We start from the raw sequence: 25764 nt of genomic DNA, 5'->3' as shown, positions 1-25764 counted from the left end.
GCTTTTCGAGGCTCGGCTTTCACAGTGCCTTCAAACCTTCTTTGGAGTGGTGGGCGTCCGCTTCACACCACAAGCAACGCAAAGACTTAGTGAGGAAATCTGTTAAACGATGCCCCATTCTTGCTGGATGTAACGCGGCTTGTTTGGCGCCGATGGGTCGGCCGGCACCCCACGGGTGTCGACCGGGTTTGCCTAGCCTATCTCGAACACTTTGGGACCCAGGCCCAAGCCGTGGTTCAGCACAAATACTATCGCGGCATCCTTGACGTCGATGCGTCCAAAGCTCTGTTTTCCTTACTTTCCGAAGGGTCCGATAACTTTCGAGGCCGGCTTGCTTTGGGAGCTATTCGTCGTGGGATGTCAACGGCTTGCGGGGCGCGGCGGCGGCCCTATCTGAACATAGGGCATACAGGCCTCAACGACCCAGGCTTTCGGCGTTGGGTCGTCAGTTCCGATGTCAGGCCGATCTACTTCGTTCACGATCTGATACCGATTACGCATCCGGAATACTGCCGCGCCGGAGAGGCTCGACGCCATGCATTGCGGATGCAAACCGTCCTGGAAACTGGCGAAGGCATTATTGCGAACAGCCAGGCGACGCTCGATGAATTGTCCATCTTCGCCCGGCGGGAGAACCTGCCCAATCGACCGGAGATTGCCGCTTGGCTTGGGTCGACGAAACTACCGTGTAGCGAACCTAAGCTCTCCGCACGCCCCACGTTCGTCATGCTCGGGACGATCGAGGCTCGGAAGAATCATTTGCTACTGTTGCAGGTTTGGACGCGCTTGGCGCGGCAAATGGGGTCCGATTCACCTCGGTTGCTGGTGATCGGGCAGAGGGGCTGGGAAAGCGAGCAGGCAATTGATCTCCTCGAACGCGGCGCGTTCGGTGACTCTTTAGTCGAGATTGCCGGTTGCGGAGATGCGGAACTCGCAAGCCATCTTGCTTCGGCTCGCGCGTTGCTATTCCCAAGCCTGGCGGAGGGGTTCGGAATGCCGCTGATCGAGGCGCTTTCGGCAGGGGTGCCGGTAATCGCGAGCGATCTGGCCGTCTTCCGAGAAATTGGCCAGGGTATTCCCGAATTTGTCCATCCGCTGGATGGCCCAGCTTGGGAGCGTGCAATTCTATCTTATTCTGAGAAGACGAGCGTAGCCCGCCGCACTCAATTGGAGCGGCTGAGTAAATTCAAACCCCCGACATGGACGGATCACTTCGCGAAGGTCGAATCCTGGTTGGCAGGGCTCTGAAAAGGGGATCTCCCGCAAAGCTTTTCGATCATGCTTTGAACAAGCGTCTTCACCGCGGACTCGCTAGCCAATCCTCCGCGGACCAAGCAGCGATCCACGATCACTCGACGGAACGCGCCGTACAGACCGGGGCACGGCGGCTCTGGGTCATCCCAGAAATCGTCAAGATGCCCATCGAATGTCAGGCCCGGGACATTGTAGACTGCATCGCCTAACGTGCAGACTGGCGTCCCTGCTGCCAACGCCAGCGTCGCCGAGGTACTGTTTACGCAAACCATGCCTTCAGCACCTGCGGCAAGATTGTCGAGGTCGCCGCCGTCAATGTAATAGACGCGGTCAGCGATCCCAAGTCCGTGCGCTCTCTTCTGAACAAAACGACTCCAGTTAAAGAACGACGAGTCGAGCGGATGCGCCTTAATGACCAGCCTTGCTTCGGATGGGGCGTGCGCAGCGAAGCTTTCCAATACGTAGGCGGCCGCCGCCGGCATGTCCGGAAAGGGAGAATGATTCCGAATCTGATAATCGCCGGAGAGCTGAAGTGGCAGAAGGAAGAACGAATGGCCATTTAGCCGATCCAGGGTCATGTCCGTCGTATTCCTGCGGCGCTTGGACCTCAGATATTTCCAACCCCATCCAACAGCCTCAAGCAGCGGAGATTCGGGCCGATGAGTGCGATGGAATGGATAGGCAATCCTTCCCAAATGAACGGCGACATAGTGTCGGGCAGAATCGCGTACCCGACGACGAAAACTCGATGTCACCGGCGGCAGGAAAGGCTCTGGAGGAAGTAACTGGGCTTGTTCGAAAAACCAATCCTTGTCTCGGCGGAGCCGCGAATATCCGTTCACGCCTTCAAGTTCGAGAGTCATCCAGTGTGGACGCAGATAGCCTTCTTCGAGCACGTGGGTTCGAATGCCTCTAAGCGCCGCAATCCGCCGCGCGGATACGTGATATGGGCGGCAATCGCCGAAGAGGAGGACATCAGTAATCTGGTGCTTACGAAGGAAGTTGTCGAAAAAGACGGGCCAGTCGCGGAAACGACCGCGAAAATTGGTTGCCGCTTCGGGCCAGTCGACGCTGTCACCCGCGCAGATGTTGATCCGCTCAACGAAGATTCCTTTGCCGCGCATGGATTGAGCGAGTTGATGAAAGAGCGGACCTGGCGGACCTTGGAGAAATACAAACGCGCGGTGATCGATTAGCCGAGATGCAGGGCGCGGGCGGACACGTTCCGACTTCCGCTGCTCAACGATGGCATCACTGGCCGGGCCGTGGAAGTCGATCAGCGGCTTGTTCATCGCACCAGTTCCCGAAAACGGCGCATGACCTTGCCTTGGATACGACGCATCGAAACTACTAGGCTATCCTGCGCGGCTGAGCCATCGACGAGGCGGCGAACCACGGTTTCTGCCGGGCAAGGAAGACCCGTTACCGGATCAAGATAGCGCGGATACAAAAGAAGCACTGCGGCAACGAGTTCGTCGAGCGACAGTTCGGTGCTGCGGCGAGCGGGAACGGGGCCAAGGTCAGTTGTGAGGCCCCAACCCGCGTAAAACGGCACTCCGTATGTAGTGACCAGTTTCTCGCGCATCAAAGCCTCGAACCCGGCGAGCGAGGTGTTGACGTGAACCTCGTCACACATCTGGATAAGCGGTACGATCGGTTGATCGATCACTACTTCGTCCGCGAATTGCAGAACCATTCGTTCCGGAATGGAGCCATTTCGGTGACCGGCGATGACGTCGGGATGAGGCTTGTAGATGATGAAAGCATCGGGAGCATGCTTTCGAACCCGAACAAGCAAGTCGATATTCGAATTCAGTCCACAGCCGCCTAGCAAAACGGATCGATCGTCTTCGACTTGCCCCGGGACCAGAATATGGCGGCGGGCTCGAGCGGGGCGGTCCAGCGGAAGTCCGCCGGCCTCGTACTTGCCGAGACCTGCGTTGACGATAACCTCTCGAAGGGATCGAGCACGTCCGAGCAGCTCCTCGCTGAAGACGCCAAACTGCAGTAAGTTTTCGAGTTCACTCGGCTTTGAAGGGTCGAAGTGAGGTCCGAGGCGATCTACCGTGATCGACAGTGGCGGGACGCAATCGGCACCAAGACCTTTCGACCGTAGAAAGCCATCCTCGACCTCTATCAATGGTGTCTTGGAGTGCTCCAGCGCCGCGGCGCTTTCGTTGGGCACCTTGGAGCGCCAGATCGCAACTGGTTGCCCATTGGGGCCATCCTTGGGTTCGTCAAATCTTACGGGGCCGGAGCCACTCCAAAGAAGTGGAGCGACGTTCTCCCGCTTCCAAAACGCAAAGCCGAGGGCACAAGATATAGGCCTGTTTGAGTCAATCAAATTGCGCCAAAAGCTGCAAAGCTCGATCGCGTCTTCGATGCCAAGGTCCGTGCCCGTGAATGGATCGGTGAAGATCGTGTTCCGGAGCGCCAGTTGCAGCCTGGAAGCCGCATCCCGCCCCTCCAGTTCGAAGTCACGCGATTTGCCCCGGACGTAGGTAGGCACCCCTAAGATCGCTGCGATCGTCAGGATTTCGTTGTCCTCGTCGTTAGTGAACAAGCCCAGCGCCCCAGAGAGCATGTGCCAGGGATCACAATCGCCCGTTACGGTGAACCCGGTGTGTGGCGTTTTCTGGGTGCTCCAAAGCACGATAGGTGCATCGCTAAGAACACGTTTCGCAGTAGCGAGCGCGTCTGGCGTTCGTGCCAGCACATAGCTTGCTGAAAGTCGTGGTTGAGCTGCCCAGTACGTTCCGCCAACCCGCGCTTTACGGATGCGGTCCACGAGCGCTTCAACCCGACCACGTCCCAACTCAACATCCGCTGCCGGACGGGCGAGATTTGAAGTCATTGCGCCGGGAAAAGGCGGGATGCGCAGCAAGTGCCGGTTCTGGCTCCGCATTCGCCCCCCCTCAACCCCGTCTTGAGCGCCGGAAATTTGGTCAAGCAGGGCTGCCCCGCCCCCAGCACGAAGACGCTCACGTCGTAAATTATCGCGCACGCTCAAAGCGATAGCGGTGGCAAACGCAACCATGGTTCCCTCACCCGAGCCGCACCACCCCTAAAGCTCAAGTAGGTGCAGTCAAGGCCCTGCCCCGGACCGAGGGCTGACAACGCAAGCTAACAATAGGAATTACCAAAAGTTAAATGTGCAGATGTGTCCTCGATGCAACAAAATGAACGAAGCCACTAAAGATTTCCTGAACGGGCGGATCAAGGTCCGGAGATTTGCCAGTCTCAGTCAGATCGTTCCGTCGTCAGAACGTTATCGGGTGACCGACGTGCCCAAGTTCACGATAGTATAGGTCATCGATGAGATGATGTTCACGAACTTCACGAAGTCCGTGAGAGGTGCATTCGCAGTGTAAAGGACATCCTTGTTCTTGATCGGAAAGTTCTGCGCGACGAGGAAAGTCGCCGGATTCGTCATATCTACCCGATAGATCACTGGTACTCGACCATCAGGGGTCGTTCTGGCTCCGGCCAACAGCGAAGGATCAAGAGCTCGCGGATCTTCAAATCGGAAGACAAATACACCTTTTACATCGGCACGATTGTCTTGCAGGCCGCCAACGCGGCCGAGGGCCTGAGAGAGGCTTACTTCAGTGGCTTCGAGCGGAACTTCTGCATTGCTTCCAGTCGCACCGAGGGCGGTGAACGTATAAGGTTGGTAGAAGACGGTTACGACATCGCCCGGCTCGAGAATGACGTTCTGTCGTGAGTCGCTCACGACTGTTCGGAGGGGCAGTGCGAGGGTTCGATCGCCCCGCGTGACCTGGACTACACTCTTTGCGATGGGCTGGGTCGAGCCGCCGGCTGTCGCAAGGACGTCAAGCAGGCGTTCGCCCTTTGCCGATAACGGAACGCGCCCGCTTTGCGCTACTTCTCCAAGTACCGTCACCGTTGAAGTGGCGTTTGTGACTCGGCGGACGACCACCTGGGGGTCATGAGCCTTGCCGCGGAGCCGAGCTCTGATATCGCGCTCGATCTCTTGCGGGGTCCGTCCAGTGGCCTGAACCGATCCGGCGAAGGGAACGGTAAGCCGGCCGTTCTGATCAATCATTTGCTGCGGAAGCTGAAGGCCGCTCGATACGGTGGTTGGCCGAACGGCGTCGTTGGTGGACAGTTGAGTGCTCTGGAGCGTGCCGAGGAAAAGCACGGCTGGGGGCGCTTCGATGATGGAAATATCCACCACGTCGCCCGGCCCAATCACCGTCGGTTCGGCAACGCCTTCGCCGAGCGCTTGAGAGAAGAGGGGGGTCTGGTTTGCATTCAAAACTTGACGCGCGACGGTATCGTTCACGTCGACGATCTTGATGCCCGCGGACTCGATCGTCTGCTCGCCAGCCTTCATGATCTGGTTTCTGGACGGCCCGGAGGCACCAACGGAGGCGCAGGCCGTCAGCGAGACTCCCGCCATCAGAATCGATGCTCTTCGAAAGTTGCGAATCGAGAAATTCAAGGACGCTCTCATGAGTTCACCTGTCGGCCAATTTACCCATAACTTGTTGATAAACGCCGACAGTTTCATCGACACATCGCTCCCATGTGTAATCCTTCACAACCTGAATGCCAGCTGAAATCGCTCGCTGTCTCCAAGGCTCATCCTCCAGCGCCCGAGCAATATCGTCTGCAAATGCGTCTATATCGTCGGGCTGGCAAAGCATTGCTGCGCCCTTCGTCACTTCTTCCAGGCACGAGGATGAAGCAACCATCGTTGGAACGCCACTAGCCATGGCTTCAAGCGGCGGCAAACCGAAGCCCTCGTAAATGGATGGAAAGACGAACAGCGTCGAACCTGAATATAGTGCGGGAAGATCTTCGTCCGGGACGAAGCCAAGCGGAATTACCCATCCTTCCCGCGTTCCCTCCCGGATTTCATCATGAAGAGTCTCATTCTTCCAGCCACTTGCGCCTGCGATTGCCAGGGGGATCCGATCGCGCACGGGACGAGGCAGAAGTCGCCATGCGCGGAGGAGGCTTGCAATCCGCTTGCGAGGCTCGAAGCTGGAAAGAGTGAGGCCATAACCACCCGCCGGAAGACCGTGGCGCGCGAGGACCGCCTGCCGAACTTCCGCAGGCACGAGTTGAAAGTTGCTCGAAACCCCGAGCGGTATTGCGGTTACATGGTCGGGTGAAAATCCAGTAAAGTCGATGACCTCCCGGCGAATGGTTTCACAATCCGTGATAAGATGACTTGCCCTGTCGATGCTTGCGCGGAGGCCGCGTTCGAAAGCGGAAACTCGTTCGGTTGGATGAAGCTCGGGGAACCTGAAGACGGACAGGTCGTGGACCGTAACGACCCCCTGCTCCGCCCAATCCGGCAGGAAATAGTTAGGGCCGTGAAACAGGTTGATACGGTGTCTGGCTAAGGCTCGCGAGACCTGGCTGACGAGGCGATGACCCCGTCTGCGCCGTAGCTCCATACGCGTTAGCGTCTCGACATCGCTGAGGGTTTCGAGACCACGAAAAAGTGTCAAAGACCTGATCGAGCTGTGCCGCGGGAGCCGCCGCGCGAGCTCAAGCGAATATCGTCCGATGCCGGTAAGTTCAGGCTCAACGGCTTCGACTGAAAGACCTAATCGAATGGACAGGCTAGGCCTCAATCATCCACTTCAGCGTGGTTTCCAGTTGCGGCATTTCCAGATCGCCAATCGCCGCGACAAGCCGTTCGTTGTCTCCATAAAGGGTTTTAACCTCGTTGCCGCGAACCAGCGCGGGATCTGTCTCAATTTGTAGAGAATGGCCTGAGAGACGTTGCGCGAGCTCGATAACCTCGTTCAGCGTGCGCCCCTTGCCCGAGCAAACGTTGTATGTCTGGCCGATTGCTGCAGGGAGAGCGAGAAGACGCAGATAGCAATCCACCACGCCCCGGACATCCGAAAAGTCTCGCTCAACGTCCAAATTCCCGAGTTGGATCGTGGCTTCTCGGCGGCGGACATGATCAATGATTTTTGGGATTACGAAATCAGTCGATTGACCGACCCCAGTGTAATTGAACGGTCGCGTCACGATAATCGGCAGGCGGTCCATGAAAAGCTGAGCAACATATTCCATCGCCAGCTTGCTGATGCCATAGTCGTTCACTGGCTGCGGCGGAGTGTCCTCGCGCAATATGCCTTGTCGCTGATTGCCATAAACGTTCGCACTGCTGGCTAAGAGGACTGCGCCAGGCTGCACCTTTGCGTCGGTGAGGGCCTGGAGAAGATTGCGGCTACCAACCAGATTGGAATCGTAGATATCGCGGATGTTCGAGTGGGCGACGAACGAGATCCCGGCCAAATGAATGACCGTGTCAGGTTGCACCCGTTCCACAAGTCTAGTGAGCGTATGCAAGTCGGTCAGATCAACATCATGCAAATGCAGATTATCGGGAGACGGCCCAGCCACGCCGGGCCGGGCCGTACCATGAACCTCTACTCGCCGCTCGACCAGGCGAGGCACAAGGTAGCGCGCCGTGAAGCCATGGGCGCCAGTAACGAGCACGCGTTTCATCTGCGCTCTATGCTAGCGGGGCGATCAGGAATTCAACCGGCACGCGGACAATCAAAACGAATAGCCGGTCTGAACCCGCCTCAGGTCTGCCTCGACCATCATCCGGCAAAGTTCTTCTAGTGCGGTCTTCGGCTTCCAGCCTAGGGTTTCGGTCGCCTTGGACGGATCGCCGATCAACAGCTCAACTTCCGCTGGACGATAGAAACGTGGATCGATCCGAACTACGGTCTTGCCGCTCGCCGTGTCGATCGCTGTCTCTTCGCTCTCCTTGCCGGAGAATTCGATGCTGATGTCTGCGGCCTTGAACGCCATCGTGACAAAGTCGCGGACGGTCTCGGTGCGATTGGTCGCAAGCACGAACGTATCTGGTTCATCCGCCTGAAGCATTCGCCACATGCCGTCGACATATTCCTTAGCGAAACCCCAATCGCGCTGAGCGTCGAGGTTACCAAGCGCAAGGCTCTCGATCTTCCCGAGCTTGATCCTGGCGACGCCGTCCGTGATCTTGCGAGTCACGAACTCGCGACCACGAAGCGGGCTTTCGTGATTGAATAGAATGCCGCTGCTTCCAAAAATGTCGTAGCTCTCGCGGTAGTTGACCGTAATCCAGTGCGCGTAGAGCTTGGCGACGCCGTAAGGGCTGCGCGGATAGAAGGGCGTCGACTCGTTCTGCGGGACGGCCTGAACCTTCCCGAACATCTCAGACGTGCTTGCCTGATAGAAGCGGATGCCACGATCGACGATCCGAATTGCTTCAAGTAGGTTTAGTGCACCTACACCCGTTATTTTCGCCGTTGCCACAGGCTGGTCGAAGGAAACGCCTACGAAGCTTTGAGCTGCGAGATTGTAGACTTCCTTCGCGCCAGTTTGCTGCAGTAGTCGGATAGAGGACGCGAGATCGAGCAAATCATGTTCGACCAGGTGAAGATTCGCGTGATCGGCGATCCCAAGCTCCTGGATGCGCCAGAAATTAACCGAACTCGTACGGCGATAAGTGCCGTAGACCTGATAACCCTTTTCAAGAAGCAGTTCAGCAAGATACGCGCCATCCTGCCCAGTAATTCCAGTAATGACTGCCGTTTTCATTCGAACTGGACGCCTTTACTCAAAGATAAATGATAAATGAATGTGGATAAATACGCAGGCAGGAGCCAGCGACTTACATTCAATTTGAATTGAAGTAGGATTCATTCATCCTGCCGCGCGGCGATAGCAGATCGTCCCGGAACGTCAAAGCACTTCGTCCCCAACTTTAAGACGATCGGACGCGGGCGGGCACACCGAGAGCAGTGACTAGGTCGGGCAGGTCGCGAACGACGACGCTTCCCGCCCCGATCATGCAGTCTGCGCCAATGGTTACGCCCGGGATCACGGTCGTGCCGGCCCCCAGGAAAGTGCGATTTCCGATCTTGACGCAGCCCGCCAACGCGCTGCCCGGAGCCACATGCGCCGCCGTTCCAACCACGCAGTCATGATCCACCGACGCATTGGTGTTGATGATCGCAAGATCCTCGATTTGGGCGTCGGCATTTATGACTGCCCCGCCAAAAATGGCGACACCTCGACCTAACTTTGCAGTCGGAGATATCGAGCAATTGGGGCCAATAGCAGCCGGCAATTCGAAGCCTTCATTGAGCAAATCTTCCCCTCTGGCCTGGCGAAGATTGTTGTTACCAAGCGCAACGAATGCGTAACGAATTCCCGCTGACCTTAGGTCCGGAAGTATTTCATCTCCTCCCAACAATTCAGCGCCGACCACGGTTCGAGGAGAGGGGTCGAAGTCCGTGCAACCAATCACTCGCCAGCCGGAGAACCTAAGGGCCTCGATAGCAACCTTCGCGTGTCCTCCAGCGCCAATGACCACCACAGCACTGTCAAGGTCGGATCCCAGACTGTGAATCACTTCGGACTTCATTATTCCCTTCATTTCTATCGATGCGCCGAAGAAAGTGCTGCGCTCGCATAATTTCGGGCCACGTTCGACCAGTCCGTCCCCTGCAATCTGGAGTAGATGTCTTGCTGCGCCGTCAGCACGTCCACTCGGGACTCCATTGTCTTGCAAATCAAGTCTGCAAGCCCGTCACAATCATTCGAGTCAAAGCAAAACTGCGAGATCGAGGGCTCGCTCTCGACAAGTTCAGCGATGTGCGGGCCCAGGGCCATAATGCAGGGCGTACCTACGCTCACGGCTTCATAAAAAGGGAACGGAGCGTGCCCGCCCTCGTAAATCGATGGGTGCACAGCTAGCGACGCGCAATGCAGGAACGCCGCATGAGCCTGCCGCGGAAGGTCCGGGATGGAGACGACGTCAAACTGGGCTTGGGCTTCCTTCACTATTTTCGGAAGCACAGCCCATCGCTCAACGTACGACAAAGGGGCCGTAGTCAGGAGTTTCAAGCTCTTCCGGCGTTCCCTCACCAGAACCTGAATAGCGCGGCCTATCAGCTGGATGTTCTTCGTTACCCGATCCTGAGTTGAAACCGCGACATATGGAACTTCTTCGAACGGAAAGTCGCCCAAATACGAGTCATTGCGGTTTCGGCACTCCTCTCGGAGGATTTCGGCTGCCTGTCGGAGGCTTTCCTGGGTTCGCTGACGACCGTCCATGAAAGGAAGAAGCGGTTTCAGGTCCGGTGCTGCATGGGAGACCACTCTGAGGCGGTCGGCCGGGAAATTAAATATTCCGCCGACATGCTCGCGAGCTACGTGGTTCGAAAACGTGACCACGGCCCGGGCACGCGCAAGCAAGTGTCGAACGTCATTTTCCCACCGAAAATGAGCTCCTTCTTCACCCCACGCGTCATCGCCGAACTGGTGAAAAACCTTAGGAATTGCGTCGGGGAATATTACCGTAATCGGAGCGTTGAGTTCTCCCGCTTCGGCGAAATTTGGAAAGAGACTTAGCCAACCTTCGACATTGACGTATTGATTGGCAAAAGTCGGCAAGTCGGAGATATCTCCACCACGTGTCGAATAATCACGAGGTGAGTGGAGCGTAAAATCACGGCCGATTTTGGCATTCAAGGTACGGAGGTCCGATTCGGCCGCGTCGCGGATACTATCCGGCAGGACTATCCTAAATACGTGAGTCCCGGCTTGCGCAATTCCTTCGACGAGAAAACCTAGAAGCCTCGTCATCCCCTCATTGGTCCAACGACTTCCGTCCGGCCATTGGGCCCAGATACCAATCGCCGGCCGGTCGTTGTTCATGGAGATTCGATCGATCATCATCAGCAGGCCGACCTTGCGACAACGCCCGAGAGCGCTGCCTGAGCATATTCTGTCGCTACTTCCGACCAACTGCGTTGAACCAGTCGCCCGAATACCTCCGCCTGCGCTTTGACATAGGTCTCGCGGTTCGAAGCTACGTCCACGATCAAATCCGCCAATCGATCGATATCATAGGGGTCGTACACAAAAGGTTCGATCGTCGGCTCCGTTTCGAGCAGCTCATCGATGTGTGGCCCTCGAGCGAGAAGGCTGGGTGTACCGACGCTGGCCGCTTCATAGAAGGGAAGTGAGCCGATGATTCCTTCAAAGAAGCTGCTGTGAACAACAACAGTCGCGCAGTGGAAAAGCGCTGCGTGAACGTCTCGCGGCAGGTCTGGCAGTGACATTAGATCGTGGTGGAACTGACCACGCCGAACAATTTCCGGAAGCTTTGTCCACGTCGCCCCGACGTGAAGGTGTGCGGTCATGAACAACTTCAAATTCCCGCGCCGTTCGCGAACTACTCTCCGCACTGCTTCAGCGGTCAGCCCAAGATTCTTCGTCGGCCGGTCCTGCGTAGCAGCCGCAACGAAATTGACTTCCTCAAATGGAAAACCACGAAGGTAATCTAGACTCTGCTCGGTCGCATGCTTCCGCAAAATATCCGCGGCCCTTGAGCGGCTTTCGGCCGTCTGCTGTCGGTTTGTGACGAAAGGCAGAAGTGGAGCGAGATCCGGTGGCGCCAACGGTATCACGCGGACTTTCTTCAAAGGAACGTCGCAAAGGGGGCCAGCATGCCGTTCGGCGACGTGCCTGGAGAAGGTGATTACCGCAGCGCTCTCGGCCATGACGTTTGTGGCGGTGCGTCGCCACTTCGGCCAACTACCGTCCGGCCCCCACGCATTTTCTTCATTCCAGCCAAGCGGGAAGTCGTAGGGCAGGGCATCCGGATAAAGCGTCGCTTTGGGTTTGGTGAGGTGCAGGGAGCCGGAGAAATGAGGGAACGTAACGATCCAAGCCTCAACCGGCACGTTCCGATTCGCGAAATCGGCGAGCTCGGAAAGTGCTTCCCCATGCGCAGGTGCAGGCGGCTCCCAGACAACCCAGTCCCGGTCTTCAACCGCAGAGAGCTGCCGCAAGTCCTCCCTTACAGTTTCGCCCATCCCGTGCGGAACGAGGATGTGGAAAGTGTATTTGCGGCCCGCCGCTGCGCCTTCGATAAGGAAGCCTACGACGCGCGAGACGCCCTCGTTCGCCCAGCGCGCGCCCGGTCCGAGCTCAGACCAAATCCCGACCGGGACCCGCCCTTCAACCCCCACCGTGGGGATCCAGCAGGCGCTCAAGGAGTGCTCTGATTTCAGCACGCTTCGACGTGAGGTCCTGGGGCCTTGTGCCTACTGCCGGCGTATCGATTCGCTTCTCAATTTCATGCAAGGCGTCTGCTATCGCGAGCGGATTGTTCAGTTCATAAAGAACGGAAGGTATTATTTCGGACTGCAGGGGTTCTCGGTTCGCGCCGTAATTGGCGCCAACGAATGGAATGCCAATCTCCGTCGCGAGCGATGGTGCCTCGCCTTCGCCGCCAGCGAGGCGACTTGACCAGATTGCGGAGGTCCGCCGGAGTAATCTTATGAGTTCCCGCTCCGAGCCTACGGTTTCGCTCGGAAGGCCGTAGAGAAAATCCGCGACCGACTTGGGCAGCCCCTCTTCGTAGAACAAGGAGGCGTCAGCACCCTTCGTCCGAACCGCGTCGATTACGAGAAGAGGCTCAAGCCCGCCTCCCTCGGAAATATAGGTTCGCAATCCCTTGGCGGCATTCTCTACGTCACTGATCGCTGCAGATTGAATCAGCCACGCGAGGGCCTGGGATCGATTGCCGACAGGATCCGAAGGTTGAGCGATACCGGTGTCCAGAAGCTTCGGGAAGAGAGACACTTTCTCTCGGCGAACGCCCGCAAATCCGACGATGTCCTCGATCGTGAAAGGATCGGCGGTCGCGACACCGGCCTGTCGCCAGATTCGGAATGCATCGGTCTGCCTGGTCCAATATTCGTCGTCGATCGACTTGGCTGCGATCTTTGGAACGATCCGTACAGCCAGGTCTGGGCAGTAGAACAAGGTCGGAACGAGCGGCAGAACGGCGCCCAATCCAGGATCCGCGAAGACGATCTGGACATCGCAGTCCTGAAAATTCCAGCCCCAGTCGCGGGGAACGACGACGTCTTCGATACCGCTTAGATCGAGTGAGGGCGATAGTTTCGCGAACATACGCCGGGCGTTCTCAACCGGCACGGTCTCCCACTTGAGATGCCGGACAATCGCGCTCGGCTCGACTCCGCGTAGCTCACGCTCGATCGCGCGCCAGCCCTCCTCGGAGTCCTCCGGCACTCCGATCGCAACCGACCAGGATGTGCCGTCCGCATCCTCAATGCCGGCGATTATCCGCGACAACCGCTGGGCGCGGCGAAGGAGACCCAAGTCAACTGCCGACGGGAGCAGTACTCCGACTTTCATTCGTTATGGGTCCAACGTTGAGCGAGCGTGAGGCTAAGCGACTGCGACGTCGCGTTGCGCAAGAACTTTCAGCAAAGCGTCGGACACCTGCGCAACCTGATCGTCCGATAAGCCCGGATACGATGGCAAGGAAATTCCCCGGGCCGTGATGTCTTCGGCGACGGGGTAGGGCTTGTCCGAACGGTACATAGGCATCTGATGCGCACAGAAGAATACCGGGCGCGTGTCTATTCCAAGATCGGTAAGTCCGGCCATCACCTGATCGCGGTCGGCGCCCTTGGGAAGGAGCAGCGTGACGAGCCACTCGCTGCTCTTTACATAGGGCGCGACGCTCTGGAACTCGACGCCCGATCCTCCGAGTGCGTCGCGGTACATGCTCGCGATACGCGACTTGCGATCGAGGATTGAGTCGATGCGTTCCATCTGCGCTGTTCCAATCGCGGCGCAAATGTTCGTCATGCGATAGTTGAAGCCAAGCTCATCGTGCCAGTAGCGCCGTGTGAGCGACTGTCCCTGGCCTTTGACCTTGCGCAGCCGCAACGCGAGCGCGTCGTCGTTGGTTGCCACGGCTCCGCCTTCGCCCGTCGTAATGGTCTTGTTTCCAAAGAAAGAGAAGGTTGCGACATCGGCGGTGGTTCCGACATGATGATCGCCGATACGGGTGCCAAGAACCTCCGCACAATCCTCAACGATCTTGATCCCATTCGAACGTGCAATCTCGTTGATACGGGAATCGCAGACGCCGCTGTAGAGATGCACAGGCATTATGGCCTTCGTGCGCGGAGTGATCAGTGCTTCGACCTGATCGGGATCGAGAAGCCAGTCTTGCGGTCTCACGTCTGCCAACACCGGTGTGGCGCCCGTCTGCTTAATGGCGTTCACCGAGGCAATGTAGGTGAACGTCGGGACGATCACCTCGTCGCCCGGTCCCACATCGAGGCAATGGAGCGCCAGATGGAGAGCGACGGTACCATTTGAGACGGCGACCACATGCCGCGTGCCGATAGTATCGCGCAAGGCGGTCTCGAATCGATCGATGTAGGGACCAAGACTGCTGATCCAGCTCGTTGCGACAGCGTCATCGGCATAACGACGCTCGTTTCCTCTAAGATCAGGCGAATACACAGGAATCATGTCAATTATCCAACGCAGAAGAAGAGAAATCCGACCTGGTGCGGCTAACCAAAAGCTTTAGGCCTGGCAAACGCAATTGCCGTCATTCGGGGATGATTGTTCGGCTAATCTTACGAATTTGAGCCATGGCCATTAGAAGGATGACCGAATTGCAAAGCGCCATATATCCCATGTCGTAGTGCGCAATGACTCTCGATCCGAAAAACCCCTCTCTGAGATACTCCACGCCGTTCACCATCGGGAGGTAAAGGATTAAGTTCTGAGCCTGCGGTGGTAGGACATCCACAAGGAAGGCAGCGCCCGAAAGAGGGAACAAGAGGTAAGATGCGGGGTGCCACAGTTTTTCGACGATCTCTGAGTCTTCGGAAAGACTGCCCAGAAAGAGCGCGAGGGAGACACCGAACCATGCAAGCATGATCCACCCCCAGAACACCTGGAGTAAATCTTCAGGGGGCTGGATCAGACCGATTGCAATGAAGACAACCGAAAGAACCACGAAAGACGTGGTCGCGCCTCCGCCCTCCAGGATTAGGCGGGACACGTAGATGTCCATAACCTTGACGTTGCGATGATACATCAAGGCCAGGTTTGGCTCGACCGCTCCGATGCAGCGTGAAGGCATGTTTCGCCAGAGGAGCACACTGGAGTATCCACTTAGCGCGAATGCGGCGATCGGCAGGTTGGAGCCGTGAAGATTCTTGGTGATGGTCCAAAGCGCGGTAACGCCGAGCGTAAAGATCATCGGCTCGACGAACATCCACATGAAACCGATGTTGTGACGGCCGAAACGGGTCAGGATTTCGCGCATCAACAATGCGTGAATGATCCGCCCCTCGACCCGCATCGAGTGTCCGGTCCCATAGATGGCGCTCATCCTTCCGCGCCGTCCTTCTGTTGTCATTACAGTCTCTTACCAAAATTGGAGGAAGCGACTTCCAGTTGCTCGCTCGATATCTTTGTTTCAGAGTTTGAGCACGAAGAAGCTGTTCACGTGCAAACTCGACACGAATTCAAAGCCCAGCTCGAGAAGCTTGCCCTTCAGCAGTTCTATCCCAACCTGACCATGCTCAACACACAGGACCTTCGGAAGGACGGCCGCTCCTGCCATTCCGTCGATAACCGCGATCTCATGTCCTTCCACGTCGAGGACGAAAAGGTCAATGTTCCCAGCGGTCTGCAGAATTTCACAGTCGCGCCAGGCGCAGGTTTGGACCTGCCATTCTGTCACAAGCATCCTCTCTTGGGAGATTTCAGCTGCCTGAGCCGGCTGATGCTCTAGCGAGCCCCATCCCAGAAAATCCCCGTGAACAGCGTCGCTGACGTGTCGAAAAGTTGCGGTGCCAGAATTCCGTGACAGTGCGATTTGAAGATTCGTCGAGTTCGGCCTCTGTTTCTCCAGCAACGGAAATATGACCGGCGACGCCTCAATGTTCACGCCAGTCCACCCCAGCGATTCTTCAAACATCAGGCAGCTGCTGTCGTAGACACCGTCGAAGGCTCCGCACTCAACGAAGAATCCGGGATCCTTCTTCTCGATGAAAAACGTCTCCCAAAGGTATTGGTCGAGGGGAGGTTCGAACTGGCCGTGGAAGCGCACGACGTAATGCCCGATCAGCCGATCACCGCGGAACGCCCGGCCTTCTTCCTTGGCGACGGCTTTCTGGATGCAGCATTACCTTCGAACATCCGCTCAACAAGCTCCTTGAGCGACGCCCGAAACAATACGGTGTTCACGCCGCCAACCTTTCGAGCGGGCAATCTCTTGGACTTCAATTCCATGGCGCGGATTTTCGTCGCCGCCTCAATCGGGTCGCGGGCGTCAAAGAAGGTGCTGCCTACCTTGAACTGCTGGTCGATGAACTCAATCTGCGGATACGAACTAGATAGCACCGGCGTGCCGACACTCGATGCTTCGATGATCGAGAAGGTCCCGTTGTCGTAGATAACGTTGTGCCAGAGGAACTGAGCATCCTTCAGCAACGACAGATAAGTATGGTCGCTCAGATAGCCAAGAACCTTCACATTATCGTTGTACGAGGTCCACTGCCGGAGTTCCTTGTAGACCTTTGCATGATATGGGCTCTCGAGCTGGCCCGGAATCAGCATGTCCGTCACTGGGCCGCATATCAGACACTTTAGCTGTCCACCCAAGGATTCGTAGTAATGACGAAGCGCCCGAAAGGCAGCTACGTGGTTCTTATGGGCCGACGCATTCGTCACCCATAGGAAGTACCCGCGACGTTCGACCTTGAACGTCTTGTTCGAAATCAGGTCCATCAGCTCGTATGACTGCCGGGCGGGCTTCCCGGGGCCGCGTTCGGTGTCCTGGCGGTCGGCGATGTCCATCGCAAACATCGGGAACAACATGGTCTTGTCCGGGTCAGCGCCCGCGTAATGCAATGTGTCCTTGAGAGTTTGTTCCGTTGTCGAAAAAACGCACGCAGCTTCCTTGATGGCGGCGCGCTGATGCCGATCCATCTTCCAGGGCGGAGCCTGATAGTTGGCTCCGGCGTCGCTGTAGATCTCCGGCACGTATCGCTGGATCAAATCTGCGATGTAGACCGAGTAAGGTTTGCGGCTGACGAAGACCCCTTCGAAATAGAGAGCCGACAGCAACACATAGGCGTCGACCTCGCCGATCGTCCCCGTGTCTCCGTAAGGGAGGGTCTTGGCGGGCGTTACCAATGGTAGCCCGCTAAGGCGCTCGACCTTGTTGGGATCCACGTATCGAGTGTCGTACAGATCGACGGCCTCGTACCCGATTTGCTCCACAGTCACGCCTCTGTTGAGTAGATACGCCTCCGTGCACTCATACTCGGCAGGAACCCCCAGAATTACGCGGAAGCGCGAGCCATCGACTTCTATCTCATCGAGTGCGTTGCAGATCGCCGCCGCGACACGGAAGAACCCACCCTTCCACGGGTGGGGCATGACGACCATGATCGTCTTGTCGCGGTAGTCGATGTGGGTCGGTACGAAACTGGACACAAATCCATCCTTATTTGGAGGAACATTCGAGAGTGGGCCGGAGAAAATCAGCTTAGGCTCTGTTCGAAATCGGGATGCAATGTCGGGCTACGGAATAAACTCGCTGCCCTCGCACTGACTGCCGAGCCGCTCTTCAGCGCTTTGCCGCCGATTCTTAGTTCGGGAATGATGCCCTGGTTCCAGGTCAGCCTTACCCAGCCAATGCGCTGAGCGCCGCCCAAAGCCGCGACGACTCCCGTTTGCTGGGCGACTTCCCGGAATATTTGCGGCAAGCCTTCGAGTCCGTCGAAGCGGAAAGTATGGCTGTCTGCGACTCTATACTCATTGTTCAGCCACGACCCGACTTCCGCGAAGAGGCCCAGGTCCGCCGGATTGAGGGTCGGTCGACGCTCGCCGATCCCAGCCAGGAAGTAGGAATCCCCTTTCGGATGATTGGATCCGAGATATGCTGCCCAATGTAATGCGGGCGCGTCCTCTCCGTCAGCTTCCGCACTGCGCTCCAGCTCGAAAGAACTCCACAGACGGGTCTGAATCAGCGACCCTGTATCGGCGAAGGCCTCATTCGAAGGCGCGGCGAACAGACCTTTCAGCAATCCCTTGCGGATCGGCGCAAAACTGCTTTGTCGAGAAGTTACGACAAATTCGGCCGATTGCGGTTTGACTTCGCGCGCCTTGTCAAAGGCCTCCGCATGAAGCTTGAAGAAATCCTTCAGACTGTGCTTGCGAAGCTGGGAAAGCACGTCTCGTTGTGCGCTGATAAAGTCGCTGCGCCGTTCCTCAACCTCGGCGACCTTGTCGATGAGCCCGGTCTGCGTCGCATTGTAGAAAACCCAGGGATGCAGGGCCGGATCTAGATAGTCCGCGTAAGCGCGACTGTACGGCATAATACAAGGGGTTCCGACGGAAACGGACTCTGCAAAGGGCAGGGGCAAGTTTCCTTCGAAGGTCGACGGGTGGATCGTCAGCCTCGCAAATTTGTAAAGGAGCGCATGCGTCGTTTCGCTCACCTTGCCCACGCTCATGAAATCGCCGAGCAGAAGTTTGGCTCTTAGGAACTGCTCGAGCGCCGAGGAGCCAGCGACGTCGACTAGCGCCGTCGTGAAGATCGAATATTGGAAATACCGTTCACGAAGGAGTGCGGCGTGCGCCTGCGCAAGACGCAGAAAACCCTTGTGCTCGCGATTTTGCGACGAGACGAAGAAGTAAGGGACTTTTTCGAACGGATAGGACGAAATGTGATGGAAGAAGAGCTCCGCGTGGGCAGGGGAGCACCATCGCCTCAGGTTTCCCTTCAACTCGTCGCGGATAAAGTCGCCGGCATCGCGCGGATCGGCGGAAGCTCCTTCCAGTGCAGGTAGCCCATCGATCGGCGAATTGAGGATCAGGGCCGATTGTTCGCGAGGAATGCCACAGAATTCGTGGCCGTGCTTTTCCTTTACGTAGGGCGATGTGAATATGAAGAAGGCGCCGGCAGAGACGAAGTCCTTCACATTGCTTTGGAATTCCAGGAACAGCTTCCGCGGGTAGCTTTGCGGAAACTCGACGAGAAGGAAGTCGTGAAACCAAACCAGTTTAGGCCGTATCAGGTATTTGGCCGAGCTCCACATGGGATTCGGGACCAGCCAAGTATCAACTTCAATATTGTTGGCGAAGCTCGCTTGGCGAACCGCCTCGTTGGCGTCGTGAACATCGGACCGGCTGCCGAATTCGTCGATTTCAACCTTTTCGCATAGCTCAGGCGGTAGATCGGAGAGAAACTCTCGAATTTCGCTTGCGAACCGCGCCGGAGCAACAAATCGGAAGCGCGTCCTCGTGCCGTCAGACGAGATGATGAAGCGCTTTATAACACGCCAGATACCTTCGTACGCCGCACCAAGGCGATCGACACCTTCGATCCAGATGCCGACTGTTCCTATTGATCGAGACTTCATTGGGCTCGCTTTATCACCACTTGTCAGCAGCGTGCGGCTTTCAGCGCCCCTCGTTTCACTGCTCTGACTCTCAGTCCACATTAAATTCTCCGACGCGTTGACAAGGTTCTGGCTCAATGGACTTTGAGCGTTGACCGAAACGATTGAATTTCTGCAGCATAGCCAGTCGCCCTCTTTAAGCGCTCCGGCATTGACCTCAGCTTCGTCGAGCTACCTTCTCACTGCCCTTAGGAGGAGGGATTCGCTTAAGCCGGTCCTCGATGCGTTTAAGCGAGGCTTCAACCCGCACCATTCTCATCAGCAGATGGTCGACCATTCCGAATTCCGTTCGGGCACCGACACTCGCTGACGGGAAGTTTGCATGCCGGTCTCTCGCGTCGACATCCGTCATTGTCCCTGCTTCAGGATTGATTGCGGCGAGATGATTCACGATCGCGCGTCGCGTTCGTTCTTGTCCAGTGTCTCCAGCGCGACCGGTAATCATTCGAACGATACCACCTGTGAAGGGCCGTATAGCCTGCCGATGTTTTCTCAGGGCATCGTCCAAGCCATCGACCTGGTGGTCCTGAGCGCGACCTTCTTGAGACTCGCTAAGTCGAAGCAGGATTGTGAGCTTCGACACACCGGACCTGATTTGGTTTAGGTAGTGAGTTCCTCCGTCAGGATCAGGTGCGCGGCCCAGCAGGGTCCAATAAGCCTTCTCGACGAACTCGCTGTCCCAACTGGACAGGAGTTCGGCAAGGTTATTGGCGCCCGGCTTCCTCTTCTCACTCATCGACCAGGCCTTTCAGTTTCGGTCTGGGTACTTGGAGAAATAAGTAGATCGGATAGCATCGCGGCTGCTTCGGTCCAGCTTGCGGTGCGGCGCAGTACAGCGGTTCCATCACGAGCATTCTCTTCCAACCAATTTACGATCGCATTGCCCAGTTGCGCCCCGGTGCGGCCTTCGAAGAAACTGACGCCCGGACCTTCAAGCTCACGAAAGACCGCGAGATCACGCGCGAGAACTGGTTTGCCGTGCGAGAGTGCCTCAACAATTGGAAGTCCAAAGCCTTCGCCCTCGCTGGCGACGAGCAATCCCGACGCGCGGCGATAGATATGTTCCAGGAATTCGTCGCTGGCAGAATCGATCCATCGGAACTGTCTGTTGGCCTGAGATAACATTCGCATCTTCTGCTGCAGTTGTTCGGTTTTCCAGCCGCCTCGCCCGATCACCAGGAATTGAGTTGCTTTGTCTCCTTCGCGCTTTAGCCATTCGAACGCAGCGACTGCCTGCTCGTAACCTTTCCGAGGCTCGATGGTCCCGACCATCAACAGAGTGCGGCCCTGCCTCATCCATGACAGGACAGATTCACTGTCTCCCGGCAAGCCTTTGCTGGGTAGAGAGGCGGAGATATCGCTGCCCAATCGTGCCGTCGAAACAGGGATGTTGCGGCGCGCGCGAATGCGCGGACGGCGCTGCCAGGCAGCAAACTCATTCGCAACGGATTCCGAAATAGCCACGATTCGGTCTGCGCGACGCTCGACGAGATTGAGCCACCGGCGGAAATTGCGCCGCATCTTCATGGTGAACCACCGCCCATGCGTCAGCGGGAGCAGATCGTACAGGACCAGCCGGATCTCCACGCCCTCACTGCGCCACGCGGCCAGCCTGTCCTCGTGATGAGGAAGGATTGACGAAGTGAAATCGAGACCAAAGAATATATCGCCCCGGCGCACTCGAACTGGCGGGTGATCGAGTAGTCGGAGTTCCCGGCCGGGCCTTGCTTCTTGGAGCCAATTGTCGGGGAGGCGCCGGTAGAATGTTGTTTTATCCGCCGCGATTAGCCTAACGGAAATTCCTTGGAGGTCTACATGTTGGAGTGCGGCCACAACAGCTCTGACAACCCGCTGGATCCCGGTGCGAGCGTCGTTCTTCGCGATGTTCGAGACGTCTAGCAGTAGCTGACGGGACGGCGCTGGCGCCACCTTTGCGGCATCGCCCAAGCCCACCTTTTCGTCCGCGGGCCAGCGATTTTTGGCCGCGAGATTCACTGCTGATGTTCCCCGTAGAACTGATAGGCTTCTTCAACGCTCGCAAACTGATGAAGATGACCACCGGTCAGCACGGCCGCCTGCTCGCAATGCTGACGGATGAATTCGCGGTCGTGTGAAACGATTATCATTGCTCGGTCGCCGCGCTTTTCGAAGAGTTCGTGACGGCACTTCTCGGTGAACCGGGCATCGCCGACCGCAACGATTTCGTCGATGAGGAAGCAATCAAATTCGACAACCATCGAAATAGCGAACGCAAGGCGGGCGCGCATGCCCGAAGAATAGGTTCGAACAGGTTCGCGGAAATAGGTGCCAAGCTCTGAAAAGTCCTCGACGAAGCCGACTTTGTCTTCCGCGTTCGCCCCGTAGACACGCGAGATGAAGCGGAGATTATCAAGCCCGGTCAATGCGCCCTGAAACGCACCGCCGAATGCGAGTGGCCACGACACGCTCATACGTCGCTCGACGCGGCCCGAGGTCGGCATTTCCGCTCCGCTGATTAGGCGAATGATCGTTGATTTTCCGGCGCCGTTTCGACCTAGGACGCCGACCTTCTGGCCTGCAGTTACACTCAGATTCACATCACTGAAGATTGTGACGGGCCCGGTACGGGTCTCATAGGTCTTGCTGACGTTGGTAAGTTTGATCACGGCGGCTCGGACTAGTCCCGATGCTCGCGAATGCCGGCAAGCAACATCGACAGAATGCCCCAGGCAACGAGACCCAGGATGAAGGTCGCCAGAATTCCGCGAAGTCGTCGAGGCTCGGTCGCCTCGTCCGGAGTGTTCGGTCGGGAAATCCTCTCTACGTACGCTTGCTTTCGGCGAGCTTCATTCTGCGCCTCGAGCAGCGAACTCATTGCCGCGGCCAGGTTTTTGTCGGCGAACTGACTTTCGAGTGACAGACGCTGATACTGGGCAGCAGTCCCAGCCAGCGAGCGCTGGCTCCCAGCAACCTTGGCTGACTCTTCGCCGATTTGTCGCTGGAGACTTCCGATCCGGATTCGGAAGGATTCAACCTGCGGGTTCTCAGGCGCGTAGCGCTGCAATTCGGCAAGTTGAGTTCGCGTGGCAATGAGCTCGTCCTGAAGCTTCGAAACCATCTGCAATTGAACTGCCGCTTGCTTTTCCGGGTCGACCACACCGGATTGGTTGCGGAACGAGGCGAGCTTGGCAGCGGCCTCTCTGGATTCGATTTTGGCCTGATTGACCTCCGCCTGCGCGAACCCGATGAGGTCCTGCCGACCGCGCTCGTTCAGCCGATTGACCGTATGCTCGGCGAGCTGCAGCAGCTCTTCATTAAACCGGTACGCGTCTTCAGAATTATAGGCGCGTACGGTCAGCTTGGTGATCGAATTTGAACTGTCGAAGTTCACGTCGACCTTTTTGCGGAAATAGTCGAAGAGGTCCTCGAATGATCCACGCATTCCGGTCGGATTGAAACGATCGAAGACGGAAATGTCGGGCGCAGAGTAGGAAGCCTTGAAGGCGCCCCCCTTGTTTATTGCACGGAGGGCATCTCGCGAACGGATGAAATCCTGCGCGGCAAACACTTCATCATTTGCATTGCTGAATCCGGCGCTCTTCAAGAGCACGCCAAATCCGCTTGTCGAAGGTTTATCCGGGCTCCGCACGACGAAGCTGGATTCAGAAACGTAAACGTCCGAAGCAAGCAATCCGTAGTATGCGATCGCAACACCGGTCGGCACGACAACAGTGGCTAAGAATAGCCAGTTGATCTTCCGAATTCGTTCGCGAACTCGCAAGGTGGAAATCGACCACCTTGAGGTGAGGTCTTGATACACGTTTATTGAGGTGTCCTCCGCACCGATGCTCCGCAGCAAAATGCCACGCCTTTAGTTAGGCAGCTGTCGACTCCATCGCCGACAACAGCTGTTTGACTTCTTGCGAACGGCCTCGCGGAAGCACCAGCAGGCGCCGCCCCGAGGCCACGACGATCAAGTCTCGCAAGCCGAACGCCGCGATCTCTAGCCCGTCGCTGCGGATGTAACAATCATCACACTCCAGCGCCGTGACGTGCCCGGAAGTAGAATCGGAGCCTACGAGGTCCGCTAGTGCGTCCCAGCTTCCAAGGTCCGACCAACCAGGCGACATTGGAACAACCGCGACATTCGATGCGTGTTCCATGATTGCATAGTCGATGGAATCGCTCGGGCATTCCGACAAAATAGCGACGTCCGGCGTGATCCGGTGTCCTTCTCTGATCGCAGCGCCGATGGCACCTTTCGCGCACCGCGCGATCTCTGGTGCCACTCGCTCAGCCTCTTCCAGCAGAGTGCCCGCCCGAAAAAGAAAAATACCTGCGTTCCAGAGATGATCTCCGCTGGCGACCATCGATTCCGCGACATGGAGAGTCGGCTTTTCTACGAACCGCACGACCTCCATCACGCCTGGCTCGAGCTCGGCTCCCATATGCAAATAGCCAAAGCTGATATCCGGACCGGTAGGACGGATACCAAACGTTACCAGGCGGCCTGCAAGTGCAGCAGGAACTGCCTTTGAAATCGCATCATGGAAGGCGCCGACATCTTCGATCACGTGATCGCTCGGCATCACGAGCAGGAGCGCGTCCGGCCCATGCATCTCGTCGACCACCATCGCTGCCATAATGATTGCGGGCGCCGTATTTCGTGCACAAGGCTCCAGGACAAGTCTCGACTGTTCGAAGTCGGACAATTCCTGTTCGCAGTGCTCAGCGTGGCGAACACTTCCGACAACGATGGCTGACGCGAACCGGCCTTTATCGCTCACCCTCGCCAATGCCTGCTTGAAAAGGGAACTGTCGCCCACGAGCGGCAGGAATTGCTTGGGCATTTCGGCCGTCGAGAAAGGCCACAGCCGTGTTCCGCCCCCGCCGCTCAACACCACAGGCACGATGGGCGCCACGCGAGACGACGAGACGTCACCGCAAAGGGAACTCTCTTGCCTCTTGTCGGTATTCGCAACCATCCCATTAAGACTGTCGAAATTCATGCCCGTCCCAAAATCTTAACAACTCTGCATGCACAAGGCTGAAGCAGGTTAACGTGACAATGTCGCTGACCCGACACAGAACGCACCAGTTTACAAGGCCTTAAACATAAGATGGGCGGCTCATATCGCGGAACTTCGCATACTGCAATTAAGGGATATGCAGTTGTTGCGAACCCGCAACATACCCGTCTAAATCAAGCGCCACTCACGGAACCAAGCTTGACTACGGAGGGTCTATTCTGTTGCCATTTAGTTGTAAGGAGGTCCATTCTTCACGAGTTATCATCTTGAAGAAGTATTTCGTCAGTTGATCATTAAACTTCCGTTATCATATGATGAAAATTAACGCGACGGATAGGGAACATAGTGAACGTTCCCGATTTTCCGACGGGGAACTCCAATTAATACGTATCCACACAGAAAGGGGATAAGATGAAGCTAGTTCGCGTAGGCGCTTTCACGGCGCTAGCCTTATTCGCCGCTCAGCAGGCGAACGCGCAGTCTCTGCACGGTATTCGCGCTGAGGCGGATGTCGGCATTGATCGCTTCTATTCGGAAGGAAATCACGACAACCATGTCGGATGGGGAGGCGAAATCGGCGCCGACTTCGATCTCGGCGGGTTCATTGTGGGTCCGTATGGCAGCTTCTGGAATGCGCGCGGTGAGAACGTCACTCGTGACGGACCGGGAGTTGCGTACCGCAAGTCATTCGAAGAGTGGGGCGCAGGCCTTCGCGCCGGCACCCTGATCACTCCGTCGACCCTTCTTTATGTCAAGGGCGGCTGGGTCATCAACGAGCAGCGCAAGTATTTCAACGCCGATCCCGTCGCCACTCCGGGCATCCCGGTCAACGACGCATACGGTGATTACTACAACCACTACCGCACCCGCGGTTGGCAGGTTGGCGCTGGTATCGAACAAGACGTCAGCAACATGTTCTACCTGAAGGGCGAAGGCCGGTACTCAAACTACCGCACCAACTCCTCGCGTCTTGCGTTCCTGATTGGCGCGGGTGTCCGCTTCGGCGGTCAGGAAGCGGCTCCGCCGCCGCCGCCGCCGCCGCCGCCGCCGCCGCCGCCGCCGCCGCCGCCTGCTACTCAGACGTGCCCGGACGGTTCGGTAATCCTGGCGACCGAGGCCTGCCCGGCCCCGCCGCCGCCGCCGCCGCCGCCACCGCCTGCTCCAGAGCGCGGCTAAGCAGCAGCGAA

Annotated in this window: 22 protein-coding genes; 2 read left to right on the top strand and 20 right to left on the bottom strand. The window is 57.2% G+C overall.

Annotated elements, in window-relative coordinates:
• Nucleotides 1-231: 231 nt before the first annotated feature.
• Nucleotides 232-1248: a glycosyltransferase family 4 protein gene (locus ACMC5O_RS06535; RefSeq protein ID WP_426693464.1), complete on the top strand. Its 1017-nt coding sequence runs from the start codon at nucleotides 232-234 to the stop codon at nucleotides 1246-1248.
• On the opposite strand, the gene ACMC5O_RS06530 is transcribed toward ACMC5O_RS06535, so the two are convergent.
• The 20 genes from ACMC5O_RS06530 to ACMC5O_RS06435 all read right to left on the bottom strand — a co-directional run bounded on the left by ACMC5O_RS06530 (nucleotide 1209) and on the right by ACMC5O_RS06435 (nucleotide 24457).
• The gene (locus tag ACMC5O_RS06530; protein ID WP_187709440.1) at nucleotides 1209-2546 is read right to left on the bottom strand and encodes a capsule biosynthesis protein; all 1338 of its coding nucleotides are present in this window, start codon (nucleotides 2544-2546) and stop codon (nucleotides 1209-1211) included. The genes ACMC5O_RS06535 and ACMC5O_RS06530 overlap by 40 nt on opposite strands.
• On the bottom strand, nucleotides 2543-4138 hold the full coding sequence (locus ACMC5O_RS06525) for a capsule biosynthesis protein (RefSeq protein ID WP_426693463.1): 1596 nt from the start codon (nucleotides 4136-4138) through the stop codon (nucleotides 2543-2545). The genes ACMC5O_RS06530 and ACMC5O_RS06525 overlap by 4 nt, the downstream gene beginning before the upstream one ends.
• A gap of 384 nt (nucleotides 4139-4522) precedes the next feature.
• Nucleotides 4523-5788: a polysaccharide biosynthesis/export family protein gene (locus ACMC5O_RS06520; protein ID WP_426693462.1), complete on the bottom strand. Its 1266-nt coding sequence runs from the start codon at nucleotides 5786-5788 to the stop codon at nucleotides 4523-4525.
• Nucleotides 5736-6863, bottom strand: a complete 1128-nt coding sequence (locus ACMC5O_RS06515) for a glycosyltransferase family 4 protein (protein ID WP_426693461.1) — start codon at nucleotides 6861-6863, stop codon at nucleotides 5736-5738. Before ACMC5O_RS06515 ends, ACMC5O_RS06520 begins: the two co-directional genes overlap by 53 nt.
• The gene (locus tag ACMC5O_RS06510) at nucleotides 6853-7752 is read right to left on the bottom strand and encodes an NAD-dependent epimerase/dehydratase family protein (protein WP_187709442.1); all 900 of its coding nucleotides are present in this window, start codon (nucleotides 7750-7752) and stop codon (nucleotides 6853-6855) included. Before ACMC5O_RS06510 ends, ACMC5O_RS06515 begins: the two co-directional genes overlap by 11 nt.
• 51 nt (nucleotides 7753-7803) lie before the next feature.
• Nucleotides 7804-8838 carry a GDP-mannose 4,6-dehydratase gene (gene gmd, locus ACMC5O_RS06505; protein WP_187709443.1) on the bottom strand — a complete coding sequence of 345 codons (1035 nt, stop codon included), beginning with the start codon at nucleotides 8836-8838 and terminating at the stop codon, nucleotides 7804-7806.
• Between the two features lie 166 nt (nucleotides 8839-9004).
• Nucleotides 9005-9667, bottom strand: coding sequence for an acetyltransferase (locus tag ACMC5O_RS06500; RefSeq protein WP_426693460.1), 663 nt, complete (start codon nucleotides 9665-9667; stop codon nucleotides 9005-9007).
• A 14-nt stretch (nucleotides 9668-9681) separates the two neighbouring features.
• Complete coding sequence (locus ACMC5O_RS06495) at nucleotides 9682-10983, bottom strand: glycosyltransferase (RefSeq protein ID WP_187709444.1); 1302 nt, start codon at nucleotides 10981-10983, stop codon at nucleotides 9682-9684.
• Nucleotides 10983-12281, bottom strand: a complete 1299-nt coding sequence (locus tag ACMC5O_RS06490; RefSeq protein WP_426693459.1) for a glycosyltransferase — start codon at nucleotides 12279-12281, stop codon at nucleotides 10983-10985. The genes ACMC5O_RS06495 and ACMC5O_RS06490 overlap by 1 nt, the downstream gene beginning before the upstream one ends.
• Nucleotides 12271-13476 (bottom strand): hypothetical protein, encoded by a 1206-nt coding sequence (locus ACMC5O_RS06485; protein ID WP_426693458.1) that lies wholly within the window; start codon nucleotides 13474-13476, stop codon nucleotides 12271-12273. The genes ACMC5O_RS06490 and ACMC5O_RS06485 overlap by 11 nt, the downstream gene beginning before the upstream one ends.
• Before the next feature lie 33 nt (nucleotides 13477-13509).
• On the bottom strand, nucleotides 13510-14610 hold the full coding sequence (locus ACMC5O_RS06480; RefSeq protein ID WP_187709447.1) for a DegT/DnrJ/EryC1/StrS family aminotransferase: 1101 nt from the start codon (nucleotides 14608-14610) through the stop codon (nucleotides 13510-13512).
• 82 nt (nucleotides 14611-14692) lie between these two features.
• Nucleotides 14693-15484 carry an ABC transporter permease gene (locus ACMC5O_RS06475; RefSeq protein WP_426693457.1) on the bottom strand — a complete coding sequence of 264 codons (792 nt, stop codon included), beginning with the start codon at nucleotides 15482-15484 and terminating at the stop codon, nucleotides 14693-14695.
• Between the two features lie 87 nt (nucleotides 15485-15571).
• Nucleotides 15572-16207, bottom strand: a complete 636-nt coding sequence (locus tag ACMC5O_RS06470; RefSeq protein WP_187709448.1) for an FkbM family methyltransferase — start codon at nucleotides 16205-16207, stop codon at nucleotides 15572-15574.
• Nucleotides 16208-16221: 14 nt separating this feature from the next.
• Nucleotides 16222-17598 (bottom strand): glycosyltransferase, encoded by a 1377-nt coding sequence (locus ACMC5O_RS06465; RefSeq protein ID WP_187709449.1) that lies wholly within the window; start codon nucleotides 17596-17598, stop codon nucleotides 16222-16224.
• A gap of 47 nt (nucleotides 17599-17645) precedes the next feature.
• Nucleotides 17646-19529: a glycosyltransferase gene (locus ACMC5O_RS06460; RefSeq protein WP_187709450.1), complete on the bottom strand. Its 1884-nt coding sequence runs from the start codon at nucleotides 19527-19529 to the stop codon at nucleotides 17646-17648.
• Nucleotides 19530-19725: 196 nt separating this feature from the next.
• Nucleotides 19726-20304, bottom strand: coding sequence for a DUF4214 domain-containing protein (locus tag ACMC5O_RS06455; protein ID WP_187709451.1), 579 nt, complete (start codon nucleotides 20302-20304; stop codon nucleotides 19726-19728).
• Nucleotides 20301-21563: a glycosyltransferase family 4 protein gene (locus ACMC5O_RS06450; protein WP_187709452.1), complete on the bottom strand. Its 1263-nt coding sequence runs from the start codon at nucleotides 21561-21563 to the stop codon at nucleotides 20301-20303. Before ACMC5O_RS06450 ends, ACMC5O_RS06455 begins: the two co-directional genes overlap by 4 nt.
• Nucleotides 21560-22213 carry an ABC transporter ATP-binding protein gene (locus tag ACMC5O_RS06445; protein WP_187709453.1) on the bottom strand — a complete coding sequence of 218 codons (654 nt, stop codon included), beginning with the start codon at nucleotides 22211-22213 and terminating at the stop codon, nucleotides 21560-21562. The genes ACMC5O_RS06450 and ACMC5O_RS06445 overlap by 4 nt, the downstream gene beginning before the upstream one ends.
• Before the next feature lie 11 nt (nucleotides 22214-22224).
• Nucleotides 22225-22989, bottom strand: coding sequence for a hypothetical protein (locus ACMC5O_RS06440; protein ID WP_343070237.1), 765 nt, complete (start codon nucleotides 22987-22989; stop codon nucleotides 22225-22227).
• A gap of 433 nt (nucleotides 22990-23422) precedes the next feature.
• On the bottom strand, nucleotides 23423-24457 hold the full coding sequence (locus ACMC5O_RS06435) for a mannose-1-phosphate guanylyltransferase (RefSeq protein ID WP_426693456.1): 1035 nt from the start codon (nucleotides 24455-24457) through the stop codon (nucleotides 23423-23425).
• A 531-nt stretch (nucleotides 24458-24988) separates the two neighbouring features.
• On the opposite strand from ACMC5O_RS06435, the gene ACMC5O_RS06430 reads away from it, so the two are divergent.
• Entirely contained in the window at nucleotides 24989-25753 is a 765-nt protein-coding gene (locus tag ACMC5O_RS06430; protein ID WP_187709454.1) for an outer membrane protein, read from the top strand.
• Nucleotides 25754-25764 lie beyond the last annotated feature (11 nt).

Origin of the sequence: Sphingomonas sediminicola (assembly GCF_049991885.1) — a bacterium.
In the GTDB taxonomy this organism is placed as follows: domain Bacteria; phylum Pseudomonadota; class Alphaproteobacteria; order Sphingomonadales; family Sphingomonadaceae; genus Sphingomicrobium; species Sphingomicrobium sediminicola.
The sequence above is the reverse complement of the archived record's forward strand: the minus strand, read 5'-3'. Positions and strand labels throughout refer to the sequence as shown.

Coding starts and splice junctions, on each gene's coding strand:
- ACMC5O_RS06495 (WP_187709444.1), bottom strand. CDS start 10,983: ATGATGATCGATCGAATCTCCATGAACAACGACCGGCCGGCGATTGGT.
- ACMC5O_RS06475 (WP_426693457.1), bottom strand. CDS start 15,484: ATGAGCGCCATCTATGGGACCGGACACTCGATGCGGGTCGAGGGGCGG.
- ACMC5O_RS06510 (WP_187709442.1), bottom strand. CDS start 7,752: ATGAAACGCGTGCTCGTTACTGGCGCCCATGGCTTCACGGCGCGCTAC.
- gmd (WP_187709443.1), bottom strand. CDS start 8,838: ATGAAAACGGCAGTCATTACTGGAATTACTGGGCAGGATGGCGCGTAT.
- ACMC5O_RS06500 (WP_426693460.1), bottom strand. CDS start 9,667: ATGAAGTCCGAAGTGATTCACAGTCTGGGATCCGACCTTGACAGTGCT.
- ACMC5O_RS06520 (WP_426693462.1), bottom strand. CDS start 5,788: ATGAAACTGTCGGCGTTTATCAACAAGTTATGGGTAAATTGGCCGACA.
- ACMC5O_RS06485 (WP_426693458.1), bottom strand. CDS start 13,476: ATGAAAGTCGGAGTACTGCTCCCGTCGGCAGTTGACTTGGGTCTCCTT.
- ACMC5O_RS06530 (WP_187709440.1), bottom strand. CDS start 2,546: ATGAACAAGCCGCTGATCGACTTCCACGGCCCGGCCAGTGATGCCATC.
- ACMC5O_RS06460 (WP_187709450.1), bottom strand. CDS start 19,529: ATGAAGTCTCGATCAATAGGAACAGTCGGCATCTGGATCGAAGGTGTC.
- ACMC5O_RS06455 (WP_187709451.1), bottom strand. CDS start 20,304: ATGAGTGAGAAGAGGAAGCCGGGCGCCAATAACCTTGCCGAACTCCTG.
- ACMC5O_RS06480 (WP_187709447.1), bottom strand. CDS start 14,610: ATGATTCCTGTGTATTCGCCTGATCTTAGAGGAAACGAGCGTCGTTAT.
- ACMC5O_RS06430 (WP_187709454.1), top strand. CDS start 24,989: ATGAAGCTAGTTCGCGTAGGCGCTTTCACGGCGCTAGCCTTATTCGCC.
- ACMC5O_RS06440 (WP_343070237.1), bottom strand. CDS start 22,989: ATGCGTGGATCATTCGAGGACCTCTTCGACTATTTCCGCAAAAAGGTC.